Here is a 15,299-nt window from a genome sequence, read left to right as displayed (position 1 = left end):
GGGCCGGCGGGACTGGGCCGCCGGGCCTGTGAGACGTACCGTCAGCAATCATTACCGCTGGGTAGGTTGGACTTCAAGGGGCAGGATGGGCTGATGGCAGTTGACACCGATACCGACCTCGCCGCGGACGAGTTCGAGAAGCACCGCTCCCTGCTCACCGGCGTGGCCTACCGCATGCTCGGCAGCCTCGCCGACGCCGAGGACGTCGTACAGGAAGCCTGGTTCCGCTGGACCGGCACCGACCGCGCCGAGGTGCGCGAGGTCCGCGCGTACCTCGTCCGGACCACCACCCGGCTCGCGATCGACCGCCTGCGGCACCTCCAGTCCCGGCGCGAGTCGTACGTCGGCCCCTGGCTGCCCGAGCCGCTGGCCACCGACTTCGCCTCGCCGGGGGCGGCGGACGGGGCCGAGCGCGCGGTCCTGGCCGAGTCGGTCTCCCTCGCGGTGCTCGTCGTGCTCGAATCGCTCTCCCCGCTGGAGCGGGCCGTCTTCGTGCTCCGCGAGGCCTTCGGCTTCTCGTACGCGGAGATCGCCGCCACCCTCGACCGTGCCGAGCCGGCCGTCCGTCAGCTCGGAGCCCGCGCCCGCAAGCACGTGGACGCCCGCAAGCCCAGGTACGACGTGGACCCCGTGCAGCGGCAGCAGCTGACGGAGGGCTTCCTCGCGGCGGCCGGCGGCGGGGACCTGGCGGGACTGATGGAACTCCTCGCCCCGGACGCGTGCCTCGTCGCGGACAGCGGCGGCAAGTCCCGCGCGCCGAAGCGGATCATCGAGAGCGCCGACAAGGTCGGCCGCTTCCTGTTCGGGATCGCGCAGAAGCCGCTGCCCGACCTGTCCTACCGTTTCATGGAGCTCAACGGCGCTCCGGCCGTCGTCGTGCTCTCCGCCGGCAAGCCCGACACGGTGGTCCAGATCGAAATCCGGGACGGCCGTATCCAGAGTGTGTACATCCTGCGAAATCCGGACAAGCTGGCCTTGATCGCCGTTTGACGGCTTCATGTGCTCGTGTAACCAGCTGGTGCCCCGTGTCCGTGTGACGCGGGGCACTCCGCATTTCTGCGCCTTTGCACTCCGCAAGAACATCCTGTGAACGGCCTGATACGTACGTCCGGGGCGGCCCCCGAAGGTACGAGGATTGGTCTTGACCAAGGGGGTGTCCCGCCCTATGGTCGCAGGGATAGTGCAGGAACCTTTAATAAATAAGGGCGCGGAACTGCCGCGGCGACGCGGCGTCTGCAGGAGGAGTCAGGGTGGGGACCACGCAGCTCGAATCGGTACCGGAGCCGAAGTACTGGCACCTGAAGACCGTGCTCAGCGAGGCGCTCGACCAGGACTTCGCCGTGGGCGAGGTCCTTCCCAACGAGCGTGAGCTCGCCGCCCGTTTCGGCGTCGCCCGCGCCACCCTCCGGCAGGCCCTGGAGCAGCTGGAGCTGGAAGGCCGGCTGCAGCGCCGCCGCGGTGTCGGCACCACCGTCGCCCCGCCGCGGGTCGGCGTGGACGTCGGCGGCGCCCGGCGCAGCTGGCCCGGCGAGGCCGGGGACGGCTGGCAGCCGGTGGACGCCGCCGAGACGCGGCCGTCCGCGGCCGTCGCCCGCCTCCTCGGCGTGGCCACCTCGGAAACCGTGCACACCGTACGCCGCACCCGCGTCACCGAGGGCCAGCCGGTGGCCGCCGAGCTGCTGTACATCCCGGCCGGCTCGGTCATCGGCCTCTCCGGGATCGACGCCCCCTCGGGACCGGCCCGCGCCCGCGCCGTGCTCCGCGAGCTCCAGCGCCTGGAACTGCTCGGCCAGGACCGCGCCGTGGAACTCGGCTCGGCCCGCGCGGACGACGCCAAGGAACTGGACCGCCTCCCCGGCGCCCCCGTCCTGGTGGTCACCACCCGCTACTTCACCGCCACGGGCACCGCCGCCGTCTCGGTCGCCACCTACCGCGCCGACACCTGCCGCCTCACCTTCGGCGCCTCAGGCACCGTCGAAATAGAAGAAAACCCCCACCCCCAGGCCTCCTGACCCCTGGCCTCCTGACGCCCGAGGCCCTTGCCCCGAGGCCTCCGGGCCCCGGCGCCTCCCGATGCCCCGGCGCCTCCCGATGCCCCGGGCTCTGGACCCCCAGGCCTCCTGGCCCCCGGGGCTCCTGACCCGCAGGCCTCCTGACTCCCAGGCCTCCTGGCCCCCGGGGCTCTTCAACCCCGGGCCGCCGGGCCGAGGCGCCTGGGCCTCCCGTCCCCGGGGCTCTTGACCGCCAGGTCTCCGGGCTCCGGCCTCCGGCCTCCGTGGGGGCTCCTGCCCCCCCGTGGGCTCTTGACCCCGCGGGCGGCGGCGCGCGTTGACCCGGGGCGGGCGGGCGCCGGGTGGCGAGACGCGTCCGGACGGGGGCGGGCCGGATGGTGAGGCGCGTCCGGCCTGAGGCATGTGGGCGCCAGGTGGTGAGGCGCGTCTGGCCTGAGGCACGTGGGGGTCGGGCGGCGAGGTGCGTCGGGCCCGAGGCGGGTTGGGGGCCGCGTCTCAGCGGCGGGCCGTCACCGTCTTCTCGACGGCGAACAGCTCTTCCTCCACGTGGTCCAGCGCCAGCCGCAGCGCCCCCGTGGCCACGGCGGCCTCGCCGAGCAGCGACAGGGCCACCCTCGGCGGCCGCAGGCAGTAACGCGCCAGCTCCTGACGGAGCGGTTCCAGTACGCCGTCCAGCCCGGCCGCCCAGCCGCCGACCACGACCAGCTCCGGGTCGATGGCCAGCACCAGCGCCGCGACGTCGTGCACCAGGCGCTGGATGAACCGCTCCACCGCCGCCACCGCCCGCACGTCCCCGCGCCGGGCCTCCGCGAAGACCTTCGCCACGGCCTGCTCGTCGAGCGGGTGCAGCGGCTCGCCGGTGGTCGACAGCAGCCGCTCCGGAGTCGCGCCCCGCCCGAGCAGGTGCAGGGCGCCGATCTCCCCGGCTGCTCCGCCGAAGCCCCGGTGCAGCCGCCCGCCGATCAGCGAACCGGCCCCCGGGCTGAGCCCGGCCATGACGAACACCACGTCGTCGGTGTCCTGCGCCGCACCCTTCCAGTGCTCGGCGACGGCCGCCGCGTTCGCGTCGTTCTCCACGTGCACCGGGCACCGGAACGAGCGGCGCAGCCGCTCGCCCAGCGGCAGTCCGGTCCAGCCCGGCAGGGCCGTGCCGAGCCGCACCGTGCCGTCCGCCTCGACGATCCCGGGACTGCCGACACCCACGGCTCGCAGGGAATCCCGCGGTACGCCGGCCCGCCGCAGCAGATCGGCCACGGTCGCCCTGACCTTCTCCAGCCGCTCATCGCTGGAGGCGGTCTCGGCGACCTCCTTGGTGCCGGCGCCGATCACCCGGCCGTCCAGCCCGGACAGCAGGGCCGCCACCCGGTGCGAGCCGATCTCGATCCCCAGCAGATGGCCGGCCTCGGTACGGAAGCGGAACCTCCGCGCGGGCCTCCCCTGCCTGCGGGCGCCCTCCTCGGCAACGGCCTCGACCACCAGGCCGGTGGCCATGAGCCCCTCGACCACCCCTTCGACGGTCGGCCGGGACAGGCCGGTCACCCGGGTCAGGTCGGTCAGTGTCGGCGATCCGGCCGCGCGCAGCGCGCGCAGCACCACGGCGGAATTGATCCGCCGGAGCAGAGAGGGATCCCCGCCGGTCAGCTGCCCCAACGTGTGTCCTCCCAGCTCGTGCACCTGTCAGCCCGGATGGTACTGCGCCACCGGACCTGCGGCGAGGAGCAGGGGGTGCCCCGGGCTCAGGCGGGAGCCACGAACCCCGACTCGTACGCCGCGATCACCGCCTGCGTGCGGTCCCGGGCCCCCAGCTTCGCCAGCACCGCGCTGACGTGGCTCTTGACCGTCTCCGTCCCCACGTACATCTCCGAGGCGATCTCCGCATTCGACAATCCGCGCGCCATCAGCCTCAGCACCGCCTCCTCCCGTTCCGTGAGGGCCGCCCGCTCCAGCGCCTGCCGGGCCGCCTTGTTTCCGTACTCCGCTGCCAGCGCCCGGACCGCGGCCGGGAACAGCAGCGTCTCCCCCTCGGCCACCAGTCGCACCGCGTGCACGATCTCCGCCGGCCGGGCCCGCTTCAGCAGGAATCCGTCGGCCCCCGCCCGCAGGGCCTGGTAGACGTACTCGTCGTTCTCGAAGGTGGTCACGACCAGGATCTTCGGCGGCGAGTCCACTGTCCGCAGCACCGCCCGGGTGGCCTCGATCCCGTCCAGGAGCGGCATCCGCACGTCCATGGCCACCACGTCCGGCCGCAGCTGCCGCACCAGCGGCACGACCGCCGCTCCGTCCGCGGCCTCGCCCACCACCTCGATGTCGGGCTGCGCTTCGAGTACTGCGCGCAGTCCCGCGCGCACGAGGGGCTCGTCGTCGACGAGGAGTACGGTGACCGCCATTCGGTCAGCCTATGCGCTCCAGCGGAAGCCGGGCGGACACCCGCCACTCGCCGGCACGCGGACCGGTCTGCGCCTCCCCGCCGAGCAGCGCGGCCCGCTCCCGTATGCCCCGCAGCCCTCTGCCTCCTCCCTTCAGCCACATCGGTTTGTCATCCGGAAGCGGATTGCTCACCTCCAACTCCAGTTCATCCAGGCTCACATCGACCCTCACCCGCACCGGTACCGGACCGCAGTGCCGCAGCACGTTCGTCAGGGCTTCCTGCAAGATCCGGTAACCCTCTCTGCTCACCGGATCGGGCAACCGGTCCATACGGCCGGACAGTTCGGCATCCACCTCGACCCCCGACCCGCGGGCCGACTCGAGCAGCCGGTCGGCCTCCGCCAAGGTGGGGCCCTTCGAAGGCCGCTGCCCGGACTCCCGCAGCACCCGCAGCACCCGCTCCAGATCTTCCAGCGCCGCCCGGCCCGTCTCCTCGATCGCCCCCAGCGCCCGCTCGGTGAACTCCGGATCGCCCGCAGCGCGGGCCGCACCCGCCTGGACCACCGCCACGGTCAGGGCATGTCCGATGGAATCGTGCAGCTCCCGCGCGATGCGCGTCCGCTCCAGAAGCTGTGCGGTGCGCTCTTCGAGCCGGGTCAGCCGCTCCGCGGCCGAAGGCCCGAGCAGCCGGCGGGCGATCCCGGTCACCACCTCCCCGAGCAGGACGACCAGCACGAGCAGGAGCACCAGCGGAACCGGTGACAGCACGGCCGCGGCCCACCGCGGCAGCCCTGCCGGCACCAGATCCACGTCACCCACCGGATGCCCGACGGCCACACCCACCAGCTCCACCGTGAGCGCGGGCAGCCACACGGTGGCGAACATGGTCGCGGCACCCAGCAGGATCCGTATCTCCAGCCACAGCACCGTCCGCCACCGGTCCGCCCAACTGCCTGCCGAGGCAGCGGATATGGCGTCCTGCCCGGTCGTCCCGTGGGCGATCAGCAGGTACCGGGCCTGGAGGCCCTCGGCCAGGCGTACCCACGGCAGCAGTCCGAGCGGGGCTATCAGGAGGGCGGGCAGCAGGGGGTACCGGGGGAACACGAACATCCACACGGCGTAGAACAGGGTGGGCACGAACAGGTGGAACCAGCGTGCGTAGGTGACCGGCTGCACCGGTGCACGAAGGAATCTGGACATGCCGACATCGTGCCAGCGCCCCGGCCGGCCACGTCTCCCCCGCACGGGGGAGACGAACCCCCCGCGCGGGGGAGGAGGGGGGCCGGGGGCGACGGCCAACCTTGGACCCATGAAGAACATCGAGATCCGAGAACTCACCAAGGCATACGGCAAGACCCGCGCCGTGGACGGGCTGTCGTTCACCGTCCGGCCCGGCCGGGTCACCGGCTTCCTCGGCCCGAACGGAGCCGGCAAGTCCACGACCATGAGGCTGGTCCTCGGCCTCGACCGGCCCGGTTCGGGCAGCGCCACCATCGGCGGAAGGGCGTACACCAGCTTCTCCCGCCCGCTGAGGGAAGCGGGTGCGCTGCTCGACCCGCAAGCCGCCCACGGCTCCCGCAGAGCTCGCGACCACCTGCTGGCCCTTGCGGTCAGCAACGGGATTCCCCCCGGCCGAGTCGACCAGGTCCTCGAGGAGACGGGCATCGCCGCGGTGGCCCGCAAGCGCATCAAGGCGTTCTCCCTCGGGATGCGCCAGCGCCTGGGGATCGCCGCCGCGCTCCTCGGCAACCCCGGCGTCCTGATGCTGGACGAGCCGGCCAACGGCCTGGACCCGGAGGGAATCATCTGGATCCGGGAGCTAATGCGGCGACTCGCCTCGGAAGGACGCACGGTCCTGGTCTCCAGCCATCTCATGGCGGAGACCGCGGCAGTGGCCGACCACCTGGTGGTCCTCGGTCGCGGCAGGCTGCTCGCCGACATGCCCATGGAGGCCTTCATCGACGCGCACAGCACCCCCCGGGTCCGCATACGCACCACCGAACCAGGGCGGCTGCGCGCAGCGCTCGGCCGGGAGGGCCGACTGCTGGTGGAGGCAGAAGGCGCCGGCTGGACCGTGGACGGCATACGGGCCGGAGAAGTGGGGGCCCTCGCCGCCCGAGAGGGCATCCCCCTGCTGGAACTCGGCGATGAACGGGCTTCCTTGGAACAGGCCTACCTCGACCTGACTTCCGACCACGCCCCGTTCGCGTCCGCCGCCCCGTCCGTTGCCCAGGAGGTCTGAACGATGCCCACCAACGCCCTGCCCCTCAGGCCCGTCCTGCACTCCGAGTGGATCAAGATACGGTCCGTCCGGGCCTCGTTCGGCTCGATCCTGTCCATTCCGCTGGTCACGGTCGGGATCACCCTTCTGGTGAGCGCCACCGTCGGCCACGACGAGGCAGACAGCCTCGGTCCTGACCGGCTCTCCGGCGCCTTCTACGCCCTCAACTTCGGCCAGATAGCCGCCATCGTGCTCGGCACCACGGCCCTGTCCGCGGAGTTCCACAACGGTGCGCTGCGCACCACCCTCACCGCCGTGCCGGACCGCACGCGCTTCTTCCTGTCGAAGGTCGCAGTCCTGGGTCTCGCGGCACTGGCTGCCGGTCAGGCCGCCACGTTCGTGTCCTTCCTGGGCGGCCAGGCCCTCATGGGATCCGACGCCGTGCGCCTCGGTGATCCGGGCGCCCTGCGGGCGACCGTCGGGGGAGGGATCTACCTGGCGCTGATGGCCCTGTTCGCGGCCGGCCTGACGGCGGTGCTGAGGAGCGGGGTGGCCGTTCTCGGCATCCTCATACCGTTCATCCTCATCGTGTCCTTCGTCGTGGGGGACATAGCCGGCGGCGCCGCGCGGTATCTCCCGGACCGGGCCGGGCAGCTCGTGCTCCAGCAGGATCCGCCGGGTGCGCTGGGGCCCTGGGCAGGGCTCGGGGTGCTGGCCCTGTGGGCGGTGGCGGCACTCGTCGCGGGCTGGGCCGCCGTTCGGCGCCGGGACGCCTGACGGCAGACCAGTTGTCAGTGCCTCAGGGTTTACTGACGACATGACCACGCCACAGCATCTCGACACGATCGCACGGCTGCTTGCACGGGAATTTCCCGGCGGTCACGGCCGGTCGCCGGAAGCGTGGAGCGGCCCCGGATTCCACCTGGCGGAGCTGGGCAAGCCCCGGCCGGTCGAGCAGGTGGACCCGGCCGTGGAGGCCGAGCGTACGGGGCAGGTCTCCGCCGAGTACGGGGCGCTGGAGGAGGCGCTGACGGCACGCTGGGGAGAGCCGCAGGTGTTCGGCGTCACCACGATGCGGGAGTGCACTGCGGGGGAGGAAGAGATACCGGAGCCCTGGTTCACGATCTGCGGGGTCACCGATCACGTGCACCTGTGGCGGGCCGGGGAGCGGTGGCTCGTGCTCTGCGCCGGTCAGTGGGGACCCGGACAGCCCCACGTGCTGCTGACCGCGGTCACGGTCGTGGATCCGCCGTAGCGGCGGAGCGCAGGCGGGCGTACTCCTCCGCCATCGACTCGGCCGTCCAGTGGGCGTTGAGGCCGCTGGGATTGGGCAGGGCCCAGATGCGGGTGGATCCGATCGTCCGCTCCTGCGGACCGATCTGGGCCCGGCGTTCGCCGAAGGCCGTGCGGTAGGCGGTGACGCCGACGACGGCCAGCCACTGCGGCCGGAGGCGCTCCACCTTCGCCGTCAGGATGCGGCCGCCCTCGCGGAACTCCTCGGCGGTGAGTTCGTCGGCGCGGGCCGTGGCCCGGGCCACGACGTTGGTGATGCCGAGCCGGTAGGACAGGAGTTCCTCCTGCTCTTCCGGTGCCAGGCGGCGAGGGGTGAAGCCGGAGAGGTGCAGTACCGGCCAGAAGCGGTTGCCGGGGCGGGCGAAGTGGTGGCCCGTCGCGGCGGAGAGGAGGCCTGGATTGATACCGCAGAAGAGCACGCGGAGACCGCCCGCGACCACGTCCGGCAGGACGCGGTCACGGGCGGCGGAGAGCTCCTCGGGCGTCAGAGGATCGACCCCGGCGTGTACCCGGCGGCGGCCGGGTGCTGCTTGGCGATCTCCTCGATGCGGGAGACCACGGTGGCGACCTGGTCGCCGGCCGCGCCCGTGAAGGACAGCTTGTCGGCCATCAGGCCGTCCAGCTGGGCACGGTCGAGCGGGATGCGGTCGTCGGCGGCGAGCTTGTCCAGCAGCTCGTTGCGCTCGGCGCCCTGCTCGCGCATCGCGAGCGCAGAGGCCACCGCGTGCTCCTTGATCGCCTCGTGCGCGACCTCGCGGCCCACGCCCGCCCGCACCGCGCCCATGAGGACCTTGGTGGTGGCGAGGAAGGGGAGGTAGCGGTCGAGCTCGCGGGCGACGACGGCGGGGAAGGCGCCGAATTCGTCGAGGACCGTCAGGAAGGTCTCCAGTAGGCCGTCGAAGGCGAAGAAGGCGTCCGGCAGGGCCACGCGGCGGACCACGGAGCAGGACACGTCGCCCTCGTTCCACTGGTCGCCGGCCAGCTCGCCGGTCATCGAGGCGTAGCCGCGCAGGATGACCATGAGGCCGTTCACGCGCTCGCAGGAGCGGGTGTTCATCTTGTGCGGCATCGCGGAGGAGCCGACCTGGCCGGGCTTGAAGCCCTCGGTGACCAGCTCGTGGCCGGCCATCAGGCGGATCGTCTTGGCGACCGAGGAGGGGGCCGCGGCCAGCTGCACCAGGGCGGTGACCACGTCGTAGTCGAGAGAACGGGGGTAGACCTGGCCGACGGAGGTGAAGGCCTGCGCGAAGCCGAGGTGGGCGGCGATGCGCTGCTCCAGCTCGGCGAGCTTGGCGGCGTCCCCGCCGAGCAGGTCGAGCATGTCCTGCGAGGTGCCGACCGGGCCCTTGATGCCGCGCAGCGGGTAGCGGTTCAGGAGGTCCTCGAGGCGGCCGTAGGCGACCAGCAGCTCGTCGGCGGCGGTGGCGAAGCGCTTGCCCAGGGTCGTGGCCTGCGCGGCCACGTTGTGGGAGCGGCCGGCCATGACCAGCTCGGCGTACTCGCCGGCCAGCTTGCCGATGCGGGCGAGAACGGCGACCGTGCGGTCGCGGACCAGTTCGAGGGAGAGCCGGATCTGCAGCTGCTCGACGTTCTCGGTCAGGTCGCGGGAGGTCATGCCCTTGTGGACGTGCTCGTGGCCGGCGAGGGCGTTGAACTCCACGATGCGGGCCTTCACGTCGTGGCGGGTGACCTTCTCGCGCTCGGCGATGGAGGCGAGGTCGACCTGCTCCAGGACGCGCTCGTAGTCGGCGAGGGCCGCGTCCGGCACCTCGATACCGAGGTCCTTCTGCGCACGCAGCACGGCGAGCCACAGCCGACGCTCCAGCGTCACCTTGTACTCGGGGGACCACAGGACGGCGAGCTCCGCGGAGGCGTAGCGGCCGGCCAGGACATTGGGGATGCGGGGCTTGGCTGTCACGTGTACGGATTCTACTGTCGATTCACGCAGGCCAGCGCCCCGCCCCTGTTTGTGGCTAGCTACGAGAGCGGCGTCTCATAGGGCAGCAGTTCCGGCCGCTTGGCAGGGAGGCCGTCCCCCGAGGAGCGGCCCGACAGCCGCCGGCCGATCCACGGCAGGAGGTGCTCGCGGGCGAAGCGGAGGTCGCTGGTCCGGCGTGCGGCCCAGGCCTGGGGGCGGGCCGGGGGCAGCGGGGCCTGCCACTCCGCCTCTGCCGGCAGGCCCAGGGTCTGCCAGACGGCCTCGGAGACCCGGCGGTGACCCTCCGCGGTCAGGTGCAGCCGGTCCACGTCCCAGAGCCGGGGGTCGCCGAGCACGGGGGCGCCGTACAGGTCCACGACCAGGGCGCCGTGGCGCGCGGAGAGCTCGTCGACCACGGAGAAGAGCTCCTCCATCCGCGGCCGGAAGCGTTGCATCACCGGGCCCTCGCGGCCCGGGGAGCGCATGAGCACGAGCCGGTTGCAAGCCGGTGCCAGGCGTTCCACGGCCTCCTCCAGGAGGCCACGCACCCGGCCCATGTCGCACTTGGGCCGGAGTGCGTCGTTCAGCCCGCCGACCAGCGTGATGACGTCGGGCTTCATGGCCGCCGCCGCGTCCACCTGCTCGTCGACGATCTGGCCGATCAGCTTCCCGCGGACCGCGAGGTTCGCGTAGCGGAACCCCGGTTCCCGTGCGGCGAGCCGGGCGGCCAGCAGGTCGGCCCAACCGCGGTAGGAGCCGTCGGGCAGCCGGTCGGACATTCCCTCGGTGAAGGAGTCCCCGACCGCGACGAGACTGGTGTACGACGCATTCATCTCCATGGCGCCTGCGATGTTACCGCGCGGTTCCCGGGCGTGGCGGATCCCCGTCGCGGCGGACCGGGAACCGCGCGCAACTCAGGTGGAGGCGGGCTTGCCGAACAGCTCCCGCAGCACGTCCTCCATCGTCACCAGGCCCGCCAGCCCGCCGTCCGGGCCCAGCACGGCCGCCAGGTGGGTCCGGCTGCGCCGCATCGCGGTCAGCACGTCGTCGAGCGGGGTCTCCGCCCGTACCTGGGCGATCGGCCGCAGGGCCGACAGCGGGAACGGGTCCTCGCGGTCCACCGCGTCCAGGGTGTCCTTGACGTGGAGGTAGCCGAGGATGCCGCGGCGGCCGTCCACCACCGGGAAGCGGGAGTAGCCGGAGGCCGCCGACAGCCGCTCCAGGCCCGCCGGGGTGACCCCCTCCCGGGCCACGACCACCCGCTCCGCCGGCAGCACGACATCGGCCACCGGCCGGCGGCCCAGCTCCAGGGCGTCGTGCAGGCGCTCGCTCGCCCGGCCGTCGATCAGCCCGGCGTCGCTGGAGTCCTTCACGATCCGGGCGAGCTCGTCGTCCGAGAAGGTGGCGGACACCTCGTCCTTCACCTCCACCCGCAGCAGCCGGAGCAGGGCGTTGGCGAAGGCGTTGATCGCGAAGATCACCGGCTTCAGGGCCCGCGTCAGCGCCACCAGCGGCGGGCCGAGGAGGAGCGCGGTGCGCACCGGCTCGGACAGGGCCACGTTCTTGGGCACCATCTCGCCGAACAGCATGTGCAGGTACGTCGCCAGCGCCAGGGCCACGACGAAGGAGATCGCGTGGGTGACCCCCTCCGGCACGCCGACCAGGTCGAACAGCGGGGTGAGCAGGTGGGCGATGGCCGGCTCGGCGACCACGCCGAGCACGAGGGTGCACAGCGTGATGCCCAGCTGGGCCGCCGCCATCAGCGCCGACACGTGCTCCAGGCCCCACAGCACGCTGCGGGCCCGCCGGTCGCCTTGGTCGGCGTGCGGTTCGATCTGGCTGCGCCGGACCGAGATCAGCGCGAACTCCGCGCCGACGAAGAAGGCGTTGACGACCAGGGTCGCCAGGCCGATCAGCAACTGGATCGCGGTCATCGGCCCTGCTCCGTCCGGGGTGCGTCGGTGCCGTCGGGTTCGGCGTCCACCGGCACGTGCAGCAGCACGCGCGCGGCGCGGCGGCCGGAGGCGTCGACCACGTCGAGCCGCCAGCCGTGCAGCTCCAGCGTGTCCCCGACCGCCGGAATCCGGCCGAGCTCGGTCGCGATGAGCCCGGCCAGGGTCTCGTACGGGCCGTCGGGCACGCGCAGTCCTATCCGCTCCAGCTGGTCGGTGCGGGCCGCGCCGTCGGCGGAGTACAGTCGGCGGCCGCCGGCATCGGTGCCCGCCGGGGCAAGGTCGGGGGTCTCGTGCGGGTCGTGCTCGTCCCGGACCTCGCCCACGACCTCCTCGACGATGTCCTCCAGGGTGGCCACGCCCGCGGTGCCGCCGTACTCGTCGATCACCACGGCCATGGTCCGGCGGCCGGAGAGGCGGTCGAGCAGCCGGTCCACGGTGAGGGACTCGGGCACCAGCAGCGGTTCGCGCAGCAGCTTGGAGACCGGGTAGCCGTGGCGCTCCTCGGCCGGCAGGGCCAGGACGTCCTTGATGTGGACGGTGCCCACCACGGTGTCGAGGCTGCCCCGGTAGACGGGGAAGCGCGACAGGCCGGTGGCCAGCGTCGCGTTGGCGACGTCCTCGGCGGTGGTCTGCACGTCGAGCGCGGTGACCTGCACCCGCGGGGTCATGACGTTCTCGGCGGTCAGGTCGGCGAGGTTCAGGGTGCGCACGAACAGCTCGGCCGTGTCCTTCTCCAGGGCGCCGGCCTTGGCCGAGTGCCGGGCCAGGGCCACCAGCTCCTGCGGGCTGCGCGCGGAGGCCAGCTCCTCGGCCGGCTCCATGCCGAGTCGGCGGACCATGTGGTTCGCCGTGTTGTTCAGGTGCCGGATGAAGGGCCCGAAGGCCTTGCTGAAGAGCCGCTGCGGGGTGGCCACCCGCTTGGCGACCGCCAGCGGGGAGGAGATGGCCCAGTTCTTCGGCACGAGCTCGCCGACGACCATCAGGACGACGGTCGAGAGCACGGTGCCGAGGAGCAGGGCGGTGGTCGATGCGGTGCCCGCCGAGAGCCCGATCGACGCGAAGGGGCGCTCCAGCAGGGCGGCGATCGAGGGCTTGGCGATCATGCCGATGACCAGGCCGGTCACGGTGATGCCCAGCTGGGCCCCGGAGAGCTGGAAGGTGAGGTTGCGGCTGGCGGCGAGGGCGCTCTCGGCGCCCCGCTCGCCGCGCTCCGCAGCCCGTTCGAGCTCCGCCCGCTCGACGGTGGTCAGCGAGAACTCGGCCGCGACGAAGGCTCCGCAGGCGAGGCAGAGCAGCAGGGCCACGATGAGCAGGAGGACTTCGGTCATCGGTTCACCTCCGTCCCAGGATCGGCCAGGGGGAGGTGTCGTGCGCGATGTCGGGTACTGGGAGGCTCGCCCATGGGCGGACGCTCACACCTTTCACAGGGTTCGGATGTCCCCTACAGGGTAAAGGACGGGCAAAGTGAATGCGCGGGCCGGGCTGCCCCGCCTCAGTCCGCCAGCGGCTTGACCCAGCGCGTCCAGTGCTCCTCCGGGTGGTAGCCCGCGGCCCGCCAGGCCTGCCGGGCGCGCTCGTTCCGGTCGAGGACCATCGCATCGCCCCGCCGCCCGCCGAGCCGGACGAAGCGCTCCTCGGCCGCGGCGAGCAGCGCCGTCGCCACACCCTGGCGCCGGTGGCCGGGGTGCACCGCCAGCCGGTAGAGATGGCACCGCCAGCCGTCGAAGCCGGCGATCACCGTGCCCACGAGTTCCTCGCCGCGCTCGGCCAGCAGGAGGGCCCCGGGGTCGCGGCCGATCAGCCCGGCGACCCCGTCCGGGTCGTCGCTGATGCTCGTGCCCTCGGCGGCGGCGCTCCAGAAGGCGAGTACGGCGGTGAGCTCGTCGGGCCGGGCGGTCCTGATGCGAAGATCGTTCATACGGTCATCCCAGCATCGCGGGCGCGTCCGCGGCCAGCGGATTCCGCATGCCGGACGGGCCCCGGCCCGCAGGTCGGCCGCCCGGACGGATGGGGAAGACCGGACAGGGAGGTCCGGACGGGGAGGTTCCGCCTAGGAGGTCCGGGCTGTACGTCAGCCCGCGCGCCGGCGGGCCGTGCCGAGGACGCAGTACGAGTTGGGGAAGGCGGGGCCGCGTTCCGGCACGCGCAGTCCGCGCTGGGCGGTGATGTCGAATCCGGCCGCTTCCAGGGCGGCCAGGGTGTCGCGCGCCGTGTGGCAGCCGCCGAACAGCCGCGGCCACACCGTGCGGTCCAGGCCGCGCTGTACGGCGGCCATGCCGGGGCCGGGCGCGAGGCCGTGTTCGAAGAAGCGCACCTCGCCGCCGGGCCGCAGCACCCGGCGCAGCTCGGCCAGCGAGCGCGGCAGGTCCCGTACGGTGCACAGCACGAGGGAGCAGACGGCGGCGTCGAAGGCCTCGCTCTTGACGGGCAGCGCCTCGGCGGCGCCGGGCACCACGTCCACCGGCACCTCCGAGCGGAGCGCTGCGCGGAGCGCCATGCGGCGCAGGGTGGGCTCGGGCTCGATGGCGACGACCTCGGAAACGGCGCCCGGGTAGTGCGGGAAGTTGAGTCCGTTGCCCGCCCCGATCTCGATGACCCGGCCGGACAGGCCCTGGAGCAGCTCGGCCCGGACGGCGGCGAGACCGCCGCGGGTGTCCGCCTGCACGCTCAGGCGGGCGTAGAAGCGCGCGAAGAGGGGGTGGTGCACGGGGCTGTGGCTGCGGGACGACTGCGGCCCGTGGGCTCGCAGGGGCATGGCCGACCTCCTGGCAGGGGGTGCCGCGCGCGGATCCGCCCCGCTCCGTACGGGCGGGGCGGCAGGAGCGGCGGGACTCGCGACGGAACGACGGACGCGTACCTTCAGTGTCCCCCCGCTGCCGCCCCTCACCCCTCGGAGCGCACCGCACCGTGGCGCGGGCGGATCCGCGGGGCCGGCTGCCGCCGGGGCCCACCGCTCTGTCGGCCCCGCCGGTCCCGTCCGCGGTCCTGCCCGTACCGTTGGCGGTCCTTGCGGTCCTGTCCGCGGGCCTGCGGTCCCGTCCGTGGACCTGCGGGTCCCGCCGGTGGTCCCGTCAGTCCCGTGCGCAGACCCCGCGGCTCCGTCCGCGGGCCCGGCAGGGCCGGTCAGTGGACCGCAGGTCCCGTCCGCGGCCCCCGTGCCCATGGGCAGACCCCGCGGGTTCACCTGCGGACCTGCGTCGCCGTACCCGCAGCCGCCCTCCGCCGGGCCGCAGGCGCCCGTACCCGGGGTGCCCGGGGCGGGGCCGACGTGCCCGGGAGCGGGGAGCAGCAGGTCCGGCCGACGGTCCGGAGGTCCCGTCGGCGCTCCCGCTGGTCTGGTGGTCATGCTCCGTGGCTCGGTCTGCGGGCCTGCTGGTGCGGCCAGTGGTCCCGGAGGTCGTGTCGGCGCTCCGGCCGGTCCCGTGGTCAGACCCAGTGGCTCCGTCTGCGGGCCTGGCAGGGCCGTCAGTGGCCCCGGACTTCCCGTCTGCGGGCCCGGTTTCCGTGGTCAGGCTCCGTGGGTCGGTCTGTGG

General features: G+C 73.1%; 15 protein-coding genes. 5 read left to right on the top strand and 10 right to left on the bottom strand.

Features of this window, described 5'->3' with window-relative positions; all coding sequences use genetic code 11:
- Window positions 1-93 precede the first annotated feature (93 nt).
- Together ACZ407_RS02360 and ACZ407_RS02355 are read left to right on the top strand one after the other, a co-directional pair.
- Entirely contained in the window at window positions 94-990 is an 897-nt protein-coding gene (locus ACZ407_RS02360; RefSeq protein WP_468124795.1) for an RNA polymerase sigma-70 factor, read from the top strand.
- Window positions 991-1,250: 260 nt separating this feature from the next.
- The gene (locus ACZ407_RS02355) at window positions 1,251-2,012 is read left to right on the top strand and encodes a GntR family transcriptional regulator (protein ID WP_468124793.1); all 762 of its coding nucleotides are present in this window, start codon (window positions 1,251-1,253) and stop codon (window positions 2,010-2,012) included.
- 495 nt (window positions 2,013-2,507) lie between these two features.
- Here the strand turns inward: ACZ407_RS02355 and ACZ407_RS02350 are convergent, their stop codons facing one another.
- The 3 genes from ACZ407_RS02350 to ACZ407_RS02340 form a co-directional block, all read right to left on the bottom strand.
- On the bottom strand, window positions 2,508-3,662 hold the full coding sequence (locus tag ACZ407_RS02350; RefSeq protein ID WP_468124792.1) for an ROK family transcriptional regulator: 1,155 nt from the start codon (window positions 3,660-3,662) through the stop codon (window positions 2,508-2,510).
- Window positions 3,663-3,748: 86 nt separating this feature from the next.
- Entirely contained in the window at window positions 3,749-4,399 is a 651-nt protein-coding gene (locus ACZ407_RS02345) for a response regulator transcription factor (protein ID WP_468124790.1), read from the bottom strand.
- A gap of 4 nt (window positions 4,400-4,403) precedes the next feature.
- On the bottom strand, window positions 4,404-5,579 hold the full coding sequence (locus tag ACZ407_RS02340; protein ID WP_468124789.1) for a sensor histidine kinase: 1,176 nt from the start codon (window positions 5,577-5,579) through the stop codon (window positions 4,404-4,406).
- 109 nt (window positions 5,580-5,688) lie between these two features.
- Here ACZ407_RS02340 and ACZ407_RS02335 point away from each other — a divergent pair, with 109 nt between their 5' ends.
- The 3 genes from ACZ407_RS02335 to ACZ407_RS02325 are packed head-to-tail and all read left to right on the top strand — an operon-like array spanning window position 5,689 to window position 7,855.
- The gene (locus tag ACZ407_RS02335; RefSeq protein ID WP_468124788.1) at window positions 5,689-6,621 is read left to right on the top strand and encodes an ATP-binding cassette domain-containing protein; all 933 of its coding nucleotides are present in this window, start codon (window positions 5,689-5,691) and stop codon (window positions 6,619-6,621) included.
- A 3-nt stretch (window positions 6,622-6,624) separates the two neighbouring features.
- Window positions 6,625-7,377 carry an ABC transporter permease gene (locus tag ACZ407_RS02330; protein ID WP_468124786.1) on the top strand — a complete coding sequence of 251 codons (753 nt, stop codon included), beginning with the start codon at window positions 6,625-6,627 and terminating at the stop codon, window positions 7,375-7,377.
- Between the two features lie 40 nt (window positions 7,378-7,417).
- A complete protein-coding gene (locus tag ACZ407_RS02325; protein ID WP_468124785.1) occupies window positions 7,418-7,855 on the top strand; it encodes a hypothetical protein in 438 nt (145 codons plus the stop codon).
- On the opposite strand, the gene mug is transcribed toward ACZ407_RS02325, so the two are convergent.
- The 7 genes from mug to ACZ407_RS02290 form a co-directional block, all read right to left on the bottom strand.
- On the bottom strand, window positions 7,833-8,381 hold the full coding sequence (mug, locus tag ACZ407_RS02320; RefSeq protein WP_468124915.1) for a G/U mismatch-specific DNA glycosylase: 549 nt from the start codon (window positions 8,379-8,381) through the stop codon (window positions 7,833-7,835). The two genes, ACZ407_RS02325 and mug, sit on opposite strands and share 23 nt — an antisense overlap.
- Window positions 8,378-9,811 carry an adenylosuccinate lyase gene (gene purB, locus ACZ407_RS02315; protein ID WP_468124783.1) on the bottom strand — a complete coding sequence of 478 codons (1,434 nt, stop codon included), beginning with the start codon at window positions 9,809-9,811 and terminating at the stop codon, window positions 8,378-8,380. Before purB ends, mug begins: the two co-directional genes overlap by 4 nt.
- 59 nt (window positions 9,812-9,870) lie before the next feature.
- Window positions 9,871-10,650 (bottom strand): SGNH/GDSL hydrolase family protein, encoded by a 780-nt coding sequence (locus ACZ407_RS02310; RefSeq protein ID WP_468124782.1) that lies wholly within the window; start codon window positions 10,648-10,650, stop codon window positions 9,871-9,873.
- Between the two features lie 75 nt (window positions 10,651-10,725).
- Entirely contained in the window at window positions 10,726-11,745 is a 1,020-nt protein-coding gene (locus ACZ407_RS02305) for a hemolysin family protein (protein WP_468124780.1), read from the bottom strand.
- Window positions 11,742-13,094, bottom strand: coding sequence for a hemolysin family protein (locus ACZ407_RS02300; protein ID WP_468124779.1), 1,353 nt, complete (start codon window positions 13,092-13,094; stop codon window positions 11,742-11,744). The genes ACZ407_RS02305 and ACZ407_RS02300 overlap by 4 nt, the downstream gene beginning before the upstream one ends.
- A 164-nt stretch (window positions 13,095-13,258) precedes the next feature.
- Window positions 13,259-13,684: a GNAT family N-acetyltransferase gene (locus ACZ407_RS02295; RefSeq protein ID WP_468124777.1), complete on the bottom strand. Its 426-nt coding sequence runs from the start codon at window positions 13,682-13,684 to the stop codon at window positions 13,259-13,261.
- A gap of 153 nt (window positions 13,685-13,837) precedes the next feature.
- Window positions 13,838-14,521: a class I SAM-dependent methyltransferase gene (locus ACZ407_RS02290; protein WP_468124775.1), complete on the bottom strand. Its 684-nt coding sequence runs from the start codon at window positions 14,519-14,521 to the stop codon at window positions 13,838-13,840.
- Window positions 14,522-15,299: the final 778 nt, after the last annotated feature.

The organism is Streptomyces sp. NPDC030809 (genome assembly GCF_055572195.1).
The sequence above is the reverse complement of the archived record's forward strand: the minus strand, read 5'-3'. Positions and strand labels throughout refer to the sequence as shown.

Excerpts from the sequence above, each read along its gene's own strand:
- ACZ407_RS02360 (WP_468124795.1), top strand. The coding sequence starts at position 94 with ATGGCAGTTGACACCGATACCGACCTCGCCGCGGACGAGTTCGAGAAG.
- ACZ407_RS02345 (WP_468124790.1), bottom strand. The coding sequence starts at position 4,399 with ATGGCGGTCACCGTACTCCTCGTCGACGACGAGCCCCTCGTGCGCGCG.
- ACZ407_RS02340 (WP_468124789.1), bottom strand. The coding sequence starts at position 5,579 with ATGTCCAGATTCCTTCGTGCACCGGTGCAGCCGGTCACCTACGCACGC.
- ACZ407_RS02335 (WP_468124788.1), top strand. The coding sequence starts at position 5,689 with ATGAAGAACATCGAGATCCGAGAACTCACCAAGGCATACGGCAAGACC.
- ACZ407_RS02330 (WP_468124786.1), top strand. The coding sequence starts at position 6,625 with ATGCCCACCAACGCCCTGCCCCTCAGGCCCGTCCTGCACTCCGAGTGG.
- ACZ407_RS02325 (WP_468124785.1), top strand. The coding sequence starts at position 7,418 with ATGACCACGCCACAGCATCTCGACACGATCGCACGGCTGCTTGCACGG.
- ACZ407_RS02310 (WP_468124782.1), bottom strand. The coding sequence starts at position 10,650 with ATGGAGATGAATGCGTCGTACACCAGTCTCGTCGCGGTCGGGGACTCC.
- ACZ407_RS02305 (WP_468124780.1), bottom strand. The coding sequence starts at position 11,745 with ATGACCGCGATCCAGTTGCTGATCGGCCTGGCGACCCTGGTCGTCAAC.
- ACZ407_RS02300 (WP_468124779.1), bottom strand. The coding sequence starts at position 13,094 with ATGACCGAAGTCCTCCTGCTCATCGTGGCCCTGCTGCTCTGCCTCGCC.
- ACZ407_RS02295 (WP_468124777.1), bottom strand. The coding sequence starts at position 13,684 with ATGAACGATCTTCGCATCAGGACCGCCCGGCCCGACGAGCTCACCGCC.
- ACZ407_RS02290 (WP_468124775.1), bottom strand. The coding sequence starts at position 14,521 with ATGCCCCTGCGAGCCCACGGGCCGCAGTCGTCCCGCAGCCACAGCCCC.